This window comes from Streptomyces sp. NPDC047000, assembly GCF_040644295.1.
Classification (GTDB): domain Bacteria; phylum Actinomycetota; class Actinomycetes; order Streptomycetales; family Streptomycetaceae; genus Streptomyces.
The window spans coordinates 1-8,228 of record NZ_JBEYWE010000062.1 but is presented as its reverse complement, the minus strand read 5'-3'; the positions used below and the strand labels follow the sequence as shown (position 1 = coordinate 8,228).

Annotated in this window: 8 protein-coding genes and 2 pseudogenes; 6 read left to right on the top strand and 4 right to left on the bottom strand. The window is 67.2% G+C overall.

The window, feature by feature from the left end:
• Positions 1–445: 445 nt before the first annotated feature.
• Positions 446–2,095, bottom strand: coding sequence for an IS4 family transposase (locus ABZ862_RS38100; RefSeq protein ID WP_360969108.1), 1,650 nt, complete (start codon positions 2,093–2,095; stop codon positions 446–448).
• 166 nt (positions 2,096–2,261) lie between these two features.
• Here ABZ862_RS38100 and ABZ862_RS38095 point away from each other — a divergent pair, with 166 nt between their 5' ends.
• Positions 2,262–2,720 (top strand): TIGR02391 family protein, encoded by a 459-nt coding sequence (locus ABZ862_RS38095; protein ID WP_360969105.1) that lies wholly within the window; start codon positions 2,262–2,264, stop codon positions 2,718–2,720.
• Here ABZ862_RS38095 and ABZ862_RS38090 read toward each other — a convergent pair.
• Complete coding sequence (locus tag ABZ862_RS38090; protein ID WP_360969102.1) at positions 2,717–4,099, bottom strand: hypothetical protein; 1,383 nt, start codon at positions 4,097–4,099, stop codon at positions 2,717–2,719. The genes ABZ862_RS38095 and ABZ862_RS38090 overlap by 4 nt on opposite strands.
• A 16-nt stretch (positions 4,100–4,115) precedes the next feature.
• Positions 4,116–4,413, bottom strand: a pseudogene (locus ABZ862_RS38085) (DUF6233 domain-containing protein); the annotation flags it as partial.
• Positions 4,414–4,426: 13 nt separating this feature from the next.
• Here ABZ862_RS38085 and ABZ862_RS38080 point away from each other — a divergent pair.
• The 4 genes and pseudogenes from ABZ862_RS38080 to ABZ862_RS38065 form a co-directional block, all read left to right on the top strand.
• Positions 4,427–5,028: pseudogene (locus tag ABZ862_RS38080) on the top strand (ISAzo13 family transposase); the annotation flags it as partial.
• A gap of 257 nt (positions 5,029–5,285) precedes the next feature.
• A complete protein-coding gene (locus tag ABZ862_RS38075) occupies positions 5,286–5,762 on the top strand; it encodes a hypothetical protein (protein ID WP_360969099.1) in 477 nt (158 codons plus the stop codon).
• A 350-nt stretch (positions 5,763–6,112) separates the two neighbouring features.
• Entirely contained in the window at positions 6,113–6,385 is a 273-nt protein-coding gene (locus ABZ862_RS38070) for a hypothetical protein (RefSeq protein WP_360969096.1), read from the top strand.
• Positions 6,382–6,843, top strand: a complete 462-nt coding sequence (locus ABZ862_RS38065; RefSeq protein ID WP_360969093.1) for a hypothetical protein — start codon at positions 6,382–6,384, stop codon at positions 6,841–6,843. Before ABZ862_RS38070 ends, ABZ862_RS38065 begins: the two co-directional genes overlap by 4 nt.
• 34 nt (positions 6,844–6,877) lie before the next feature.
• Here ABZ862_RS38065 and ABZ862_RS38060 read toward each other — a convergent pair whose 3' ends face one another.
• Positions 6,878–7,402, bottom strand: a complete 525-nt coding sequence (locus ABZ862_RS38060; protein WP_360969090.1) for an NUDIX domain-containing protein — start codon at positions 7,400–7,402, stop codon at positions 6,878–6,880.
• Positions 7,403–7,835: 433 nt separating this feature from the next.
• On the opposite strand from ABZ862_RS38060, the gene ABZ862_RS38055 reads away from it, so the two are divergent.
• Complete coding sequence (locus ABZ862_RS38055) at positions 7,836–8,147, top strand: hypothetical protein (protein WP_360969087.1); 312 nt, start codon at positions 7,836–7,838, stop codon at positions 8,145–8,147.
• Positions 8,148–8,228 lie beyond the last annotated feature (81 nt).

The window sequence follows — 8,228 nt, the reverse complement described above, 5'->3', positions numbered from 1 at the left end:
CAGCAGGCATGGATCAACGACCCGGCCAAGCGCAGGGAACCCGCACCACAAACCTCATAGCGTCACGACCGTCTCACTGGACTTGAAATCTTCCGTGCGGGCGTTTCTCGCAGCAGCGAGCAACCTGGTTGCCTACGGCGCCGAGCATCCGCATTTCCTACCAACACTCGAGGCTTTGGAGACGACCATAGGAGAACTGGCACGGCCAGGCCTGCGTGACTAGTACTCCAGCAGTACTTCGTGGCTTGACCTGGGGGAACGCAAAGCGGTGGGAGTGTAGCGGGCAGAGGGCTGTCACGGGCGGCTTCTGCCCGCCCGCCCCTCGAAGGAGTGACCCCGACGGCGGGGGCACATCCGTGCGGGGAAGCCCCCGATCGTGACGACCGCACAGGCAGAGACCTGGAACCACGCCCTGGATGACGGGTCTTTCCCCAAGGCCGGGAAGTTAGCGTGTTTGTGCAGGTGGCAAGGGGGTTGAGGTCCAGGCTGTGGCTGCGTAGAGGCCGGGTCCGAGCTTGTGGATGAGTCCGGTTTCGGCCCATCGGGACAGCTGCCGATACATGGTGTGCAGGGTGATGTCGCCGAAGTGGGCGGCGATCTCCGCGGGTCTCCACAGGCGGGTCGGGTCGTCCTGCAGCAGGGCGAGAATTCGGTGTCGTCGGCGCTGGGCCGGGATGGTGTAGCGGTCATCGCGGGAGACCGCAGGCAAAGGCGGTTGTTCGGGGCCGGGTTCGAGGACGGTGACGGTGAGGTCGGTGATGACGCGGCTGCGGTTGGGGCGGCCGTCGTCGCGTCGCTCGCTGTAGCGGGACATCGGGGACTTGACCTTGCGGGTGCTGGTCCGGTGGCGGCGGGGCGCGAGGAGTCGGGCCAGCACCCGCTGGCCGATCAGGCCTGGGGAGCCGGGTTCCTCGGGGACGATCCCGATGGCCTGGACGACCTGGTCGCGGGCGGTCTGGAGAGCCACGGTGAAGCTGCAGCGGTCGGGGTCGGTGCCGGGGACTGACTCGGCGGCCTCGACCATCACGGCCCGTAGGGCCTGGTAGAGCGTGAGCAGGGCCCACATCTCCTGTTCGAGGCCGGCCCGGTCGCCCGAGCGGAGATTCCGGCCGGCCAGGATCGTGTGGCGGAGCGCGTAGTACGCGCTCTCGTGTTCCCAGCGCTCGTGGTAGAGGTCGACGAGCGCCCTGGCCGGGTGCCGGCGTGCGTCGGTCAAGGTGGTGACCAGCCGGTAGGAGCCGGTGAAGACGGTGCCGTCGGCGCAGGTCACCGTGATCTCGGCGTCGATGACCCGGACGTTGACGGTGCCGATCACCGACAGGTAGGAGCCGTCATGGAGACGGGCCAGGACCGGGGTGCGCCGGTTGCTGCGGAGTCGGCCCAGGACCTTCGCGCCGGTCGCGGTTGCCCGGGCGAGGAAGGCGTTGGCGTCCAAGCCCTTGTCCCACAGCACCAGCATGTCGGGCCTCAGCAGGTGCAGCAGTCGGCAGGCGTAGGCGGTCTCGCCCTCGTCGGTGGGGCCGAAGACTGCGCCGATCAGGGATCTTGTCCCGGTCTCGACCAGGGTCATCAGCTCCAGCGTGGGATAGCCGTGATGCGCTGTGCGTCCGAGCCAGGCTCGGTTGCGGGGCGAATCGGGTACCCGCAGCGAGCTGCAGCCGTCGAAGGACACGGTCCGGTAGGCACCGAAGCGCACCCCCGGCGTGGTCGGGCGGGTCAGCGGACCGGCGAGCACCTCGAACAACGACCGTATCGGCGCGGCCCCCAGCCTCCGACGAAGGTCCCGCAGCGCCTTCGCGCTCGGCGAGGCCACCGGCATCCCGGCCAGACCGCCGGTGAGCTTGTCCCAGACCAGCCGGTAGCCGACCTCGGGGAACAGGCACATTGCGAGCAGGAAGTACATCCCGACCCGGGACGGCAGATCACGCAGCCGCCGTTGCACCGTCCGCGTCTCCGACAGCACCGCGTCCACCAGCTCGAACGGCACCACGGCGGTCAGCTCTCCCAGATGGCCCGGCGCGAACCGGCCCGCCGCCACGGTCACCGTACGGGTGATGGCCGTAAGCGCGGACGGCAGGGCAAAATGAACCCGCAACGAAGCTCCTCACGTACAAGCTGTCTTGGTCGACTGCCTGTACCAACGAGCTCCGTTGTGCTTTCGCCTCGAACCCTCAACGCGCTTGCAGGACCTGCGAAAACACTAACTTCCCGGCCTTGGGGAAAGACCCGAGGTCCACCGGGGCCTGGGCATTCTGGCCGACATGGAGGAATGGGCCGCCCGGCTCGTACCGGATGCACCCACGCTGCCCGCCGACCAGTTCCACCCCTGGGTGTGGGAGCCGGCCGCCCCGCTGTGGGGCGCAGAAGCTCGGCAGGACGCCGTCTTGGCCGCTGCCCGCACCGTCAACCGCCGACTCCAGCAGAAGCTGGGACGCCACGACATCGGCGAGACGGACTTGTGCATGCAGGCCTTCGACATGAAGGACCCCGTCGCAGGCAAACCGCGCCTGCGATTCGACGGCGACCGCAACACACCTACATGGCGCGCCCGCCAGGAAGGCGCCAAGTACCTCGCGGCCGGTGCCTTCCTCGCCCTGCGCAACGTTGCCGCTCACGAGGATGCGGTGACCTGGACCGAACAGGAGGCGCTGGAGCACCTGGCGACCCTGAGCGTCCTGGCCCGCTGGATCGAACAGTGCGTGGTGGAGCGCGCCACCTAGAACCAGATCTCGTGCTCGTTGCGGTAGTGCGGCCACGGCTGCCCGGCCTGCCGTGCGGCGAGGATGTGTTTGATGCCCGCGGCCCACGTGCCTGGTTGCAGGAGTTCCATCAGATAGCGGTCCAGCTCGGAGCGGCGCATCTGCAGTGTCCATCCCGGTGTCATCGTCACACCGCCCGGCAGTGTCACGGACCGCAAGCGTTCCTGCTGGTGGATCTCCATGACGACCTCGCCCTGCTCGAGGTGGTCCGTTTTGCCCGGCGGGCGGACCCAGCGGGCGTCCAGGCCGGTGGCCTGGAGCAGACGGGTCAGTACGGGACCGGAAGTCTCCACGGTCGCCACGGCGTAGTCGCCGATCAGGCGGGCGCAGGTCACCGGATGCAGCGGGTAGTTCGCCCAGGGCACCCGCAGCGGGTCGCGGGCCGTGCTGTCCAGGCTGGTGACATAGATGTTGTGGTCCTCCCGGCCGGCCGCGATCCCTGCCCGTTGCAGAGCGCCGTCGACGGCGTGCTGATGACGTTCGTTGAACTGCTCGGACGACAGGCCTTGCTGGGCGCATGCGTACTGGTCGAAGACGAACAGGGCCCGGCTGCCGGGCACCGGCGTCGCGTAGATGCCCTCGGTCGTGGCTCGTTCCATGGCGTCGCGCAGCACGTCCAGGTGGGTGCGCAGCGGCAGGTCCAGGTCGTAAAGGAGTTCCGAGGCGTTGTCCCCGGGCAGCGGGCCGCCGTCCAGCACCGCCGCGCGGGCCTGGTTGATCCGCCGTAGCTGCGCGCTCCTGCTGTTCTTCGGGTTGGTCTTGATCTCTTCCGTGCGGGGCGGATTCACGCTGTCCCACACCGTGAGGTCGCCGATGCGCAGGCAGTTGGTCAGGTCGTGCAGGAGCGCGAACGCACCGTCCTCCTTGCAGGCGCTCTCGAAGCGTTCGAGCTCTGCCGGCAGTCCCGCTTTGCCGAACATCATGCCGGGCGACTGGTTGCGGCACAGGGCGAGGATGAACGGGCGGTGGAAGCCGAAGACGCGCCAAGCCAGCGCGTCACCCACAGAGCGCAGTTGACGGGCCAGTCGGGCGCACACCTCCTGCTCGAACCGCCAGGTCTCCGCGTCGGCGAGGTCACGGCCCGACTGGGGCTCCGGTGCCTCCGGGTGTGGCGCCTTGCCGCTGCGCATCCGCTTGGCGGCACGCTTGAACGCGTCATAGTCCTTTTCCACGTCCAGCAGGCGGGCAAGCAGGTCCCGTTGGAAAACGACCCCGGCCTCTGCCGTCTCGCAGTCGCGGAGCTGCTGAATGAGCTGAGCCAGGACCGGCTGCATCGCCTGATGGCGAGGGTGCACCATCATGTCGTCGAGGTCGTAGGCGTCGGCGTGGAGCAAGCTCATCCCGCCAGTGTGACGATCACGAAGGTTCCCTGCCTCCGTTTTCCGGACTGCCGAAGCCATGTTCGAACCCCTTGAGCATGGGATCGAGTTCGGCCGCCGCACTGCACAGCGAGCACAGCCGGATGCCGGGGTGCTCTGCCGCGTCCAGCGCCTTCTCCAGGGTGAGCGGCGGCGCCCCGGCGGGTGCTTCCTCACAGTCGACGGCGTGGATGACGCCCCGGCCGGGACGGCGGCCGCCGTCCAGCTTCTACAGGACCCAGCCCGAGGGCCGGCGCTCCCCCGAGGATCTGCTGCTCCGTCGTCGGCGGCGGCAGCCGGGTCGCGGTCACCACAAGCGCGGGCCTCACCGTCCACGCCGAGCTCGACCCCGGCCAGTACCCCACCGGCGTCACCGTCCCCGACGAGGTCATGGACCGCCTCCCGCTCACCCCCCACGAGTGGCACGGCACATGGAACTACACGCTGCGTCCCGAACCTCTCGCCCCGCCGGCTCCGCCGCCGCCCCGCGACCCGTCCTTCGGCCGGTTCCCACCTGGGGACAAAACCCCTGCCTGGCTCCGGCACCCCAGCCTCACCGGCCTTGAACCCGCAGCTTTCGACGGCCTCGTCACCCGCTACCGCGCCTACCTCGCCGAACACCCCCAGTCCTGCTTCCCGGCAAACGCCCCGACGGCGGTCCCGGCGCAGGCGGCCGACGCCTGTCCGCCGCCGACCACCTCGTCGTCTTCCTCCTGAAGAATCGCTGGTCCATGACACAGGCACCCCTCGCCGAGGCGACCGGCCTGTCCAAGAACAGGATCGGCACAACCCTCCGGGAAGCCGCCCCCGTCCTCGCCGCCCTCGGCCACACGGTTCCCACCGGGGGCCTCACCGTGACCACGGCCGAACAACTCGCCGCCATCGCCGGACACGACCTCACACCCCCGTAACCCCCAACAAGATCCAGAAGTTATTTTTCGGCGGCTCCCTGACCGGTAGGCCAGACGCGTTCGGGCAGGAGTTCGCCCCTACGCGTACGCGGCGCCGTTCGTTGGGCGCACAGGGCCCGTAATTCGTGGCCTGGCCCGATAGTTGTAGGGGAGGCTGACCATGCCCGCCTGGTGACGGATATCCTCAGTTGCTGGCCTCGGGGCGCCCCACCGGCCCAGGCAGCAGCACACCGCTGCCTTCTCCCAAGGAGCCCCCTATGGGTCTGTTCTCAAGACGCGCCAAGAAGGAAGATCCTCGCGCCCGCGCGGTCAATCCGCCGGATGAACAGGATGCCCGCGCCCGTGCGGTCAATATGCTGGAAGAAACGGCTGCCGAATTCTGGCCCAAGGTACCTGCAACGTTTCCCGACGGAACGCCGTTCCCAGCTCGACCGGCATACGACGAGATTGTGGCTCTCGGCAGAGCACTCGCGTTTTCGCCGCACCCTGACGCGGCGGACTTGATGATGTACTGCTTCAAGACTCTGGCGGGATTTGCGGAGGTGGCCAATCCGGAGACGTTCCTCGCGAGCAACGCCGTCGAAGCGGCGGACGCCCGAGGGCTGCTACTGGAGGCGGGGATGGTCCAGGAAGAACGGGCTCTCTCGCGTGGCCTCCTGTTGATCCTCGACTACCACGAGAAGGCAGGGCATGAGCTAGTCATGGATATCGACGCTGAGGGAAACCGGGTCTGACAACGCTCGTCCTCGGTCCACGAGTTCGTGCCCATCGCCGCCGGTCTGCCACCAGGAGGTTGGACTCACGTAGTTATGCACTTCGGCGTCGACCCCGACCGGCGGTCTCCGGCTCCCTTCGGCAGCGAGCCCCACACTACGGGGGCCGGTCTGCTCGTCGCCGGTGAAGATGTACGGGTGCGTCTTTTGCAAGACCGCATACGTCCATTCCCAGGTGCGGTTGACCAAGGCTTGCAGTCTCGCAGAGAGCTTGTCCAGGTCGTACACCGCGAGCGGCCGCGTACGGAATCAGGATTTTCCAGGCCGCAGCAAACCCGGCATCAGACACACATCCGTGGAGCCGCCACGTCATGAGCACACACCAGCCTCCCTCCTGGTCGTACTGCGGGCATGGCGCCGACCCGGCCACCGATCCGGTCGGCTGCCGCGGTATCCATGTCCCCGGCCACACCGCTTGCCTCGCCCACCTGGCCGACGCCGACCGCACCGAGACGTTCATCGGCCAGCTCGGCAATACACGCAAGACCGAACGCACCCGACTTCAGGCCGACTACGACCGAGCTCTCCGCGTCGTCGCCGAGATCGACGCTGCCCGCACCAGCATGAACGAGGTCTCCGCATGAGAATCTCCGCAGCCCAGCGAACCGAGAACGAGAACCGCATCAGGGCCACCATGGACCGGCTCCTTCGAGGTGAGATCCCGCCCAGCGGAAAGTGCGACATCAAGACCCTCGCCGGCGAGGCCGCGGTCGACCGCACCGCGTTCTACGGCACCCGCCCCTACTCTCACCTCCGCGTCGAGTTCGAGCGGCGCCTCCAGGCCCTGCACCAGGCCGGAGAGATTCCCGACCCCCGCGAAGCCCAAATCATTCGGCTCAAGGAGGAGATCACCAAGCTCAAAGACCGGCTGACCCAGTCGGAACAGACGATCGACGAGCTCACCGACTTCCGCACTCAGGCCTTGGCCCGGCTCGCCGCACAACACGAAGAGATCGTCCGGCTCCGCGAACCCTCCGCCGAAACCACCCAGGTCAGGCGCCTTCCAGCACCACGAACCACAGTGATCGGGTCATGCAGCTGAAACGCCCGCCCTGAAAGGCAACCCGCATCGCCGATCACCCGGCTGCCACTTCGCCCGCACCGCTGTCGGACCCGGAATCCAGATATCGGCGCAGAGCTTCCCGCCCTCCCGGAACGAAGCACCATTGATCAACGACTTCGCGCAGTTCGGCAACCGTCAGCCAGTCCAGCCAGCCGATCTCACCCGGGTCCGGGACCAGGGACTCCGCCGACAAGAGGGCCTCATGCACCCCGAACCATACGGGGCTAATCCCTTCCCGGCAGAAGAACTTGAACAGGAAGCGCACCGACACGCGAACGCCGAGCTCTTCAGCCAGCTCGCGGACCGCCGCCTCCTCATACGACTCGCCCACGTCCACGGCGCCGCCGACCATCACGTCGTAGTGGCCCGGGAACCGGGACATCGTCTCGGCCCGTCGCAGCACCAAGATCCGCCCCTCACGGTCACGGCAGATCGTTGTTGCAATGCGATGCGGCCAGTTCTCGCGCACCGCCTCATCTCGCTCGACGACACCCAACACGCGGTCATGCTCATCAACATGCTCAACCAGTTCGCTCACGGAGGCACGATCTCAGCCCCCACTGACAACACGGCCCCACGCGCACCAGCATCGGGTGATCCGCATCACAGCAAACCCCGCGGAAAGCAACACGACCGACGATCTACGTCGCGAACGCGGCCTCGACGCCTGGCCTGCTCAATCGCGACACGAGGTCATCCGCACACGGCCTCTGCGGACACAAGGCATTACCATGTAGCGGAGTTCATCGCGGATACAGCAGTGGACTCAGGCCGCTACCGGCACCCGGTCCGCTTCGTGAGGGTCCGAGCCGACTTGAGACCGGACATCTGCGCCCACACGAGACGTAGATTCCCCGTCATCAAGCCGCTTCAGCATCGAGTACCCCGTCTGAACTGTTCAGCACGACGAGAGCTGTGCAAGCTCTCATGATGAGAAGGGGCGGGCGACCTCGCACCATCAGGAGGATGCCGTGTCACTGGTGGTGAGACGGACCTACGAGATCACCGTTGCCTCAGTCGATGTTCGGCGGATGTACCTAGATCGCTGGCTCAGTTCGAAGCCGTCCCTCGAGCCGTTCGGTCTCCCCTTAAGGCCGTACGTGGTGGGTCGGTTCCTGCTGGATGAAGAGACGGTGCGGCAGTTCTTCTCGCTCTTCCCGAAAGACGACAGGAGGCCACGCCGACAGCTCCACTACGAGCCCGTCGCAGTCCGCCGTGATGGCGATAGCTGCACCGTCTCCTTCTCGATTCTCGCGACCTGCTCCGACGCGCTAGTGTCCTGAGTCGTTAATTCGTGTGCAGTATGCGGCGAGGGTGTCGAGGATGTCGTCGGCGGTCTTCGTCCAGACGAACGGCTTGGGGTT